At 52.5% G+C, this 583-nt stretch carries 1 protein-coding gene; it reads left to right on the forward strand.

Annotation, left to right across the window (positions count from 1 at the left end):
* Window positions 1-18: 18 nt before the first annotated feature.
* Window positions 19-583, forward strand: a 565-nt coding sequence (locus ACOCD2_RS25285; protein WP_419584837.1) for a tyrosine-type recombinase/integrase, incomplete at its 3' end; no start/stop codon positions are given.

Genomic DNA, 583 nt, shown 5'->3' on the forward strand with positions numbered 1-583 from the left:
CCGGTTGGAGAACGCGCCTTGGTCTGGGTCGAAAAATACCTCGATGATGTGCGACCTCAACATGCCTTGCCATCCAGTCCAGACAATGTGTTCCTGGATGAGACCGGCAAGGTGCTCAATCCGCACAAAGTATCCAGAGCGGTTAAGAAATACGTCAAACAGGCTAACATCGATAAGATGGGTAGCTGCCATCTGTTCCGCCACACCATGGCGACGCTGATGCTGGAGAACGGCGCGGACATCCGCTTTATCCAGCAGATGCTTGGACACAGCCAGCTATCAATCACGGAAATCTATACCCATGTAGCGATCCACAAGCTGAAAGAGATCCATATCGCGACCCATCCGGCAAAGCTGAAAGAGGTAACGGAGCCGCATCAAAGTACCCAGAAAATGCCAGCGACCGAGGACGAACTGTTATCTGCTTTAGCTGCTGAGGCTGAGAAAGAAAATGAGACATCGCTACTCACCCCTATCAGCGTAGAGCTGTCCCGAAAAGGCCATTTGAATGGCGACCAGCGGATTGTATCCCTGATTTGCCATGGTCTGCAGGTAACTGGAGATGCGGCAATAGGCCTCGGCG

This window comes from Thiolapillus sp., from assembly GCF_048562965.1.
Taxonomy (GTDB): domain Bacteria; phylum Pseudomonadota; class Gammaproteobacteria; order Chromatiales; family Chromatiaceae; genus Thiolapillus; species Thiolapillus brandeum_A.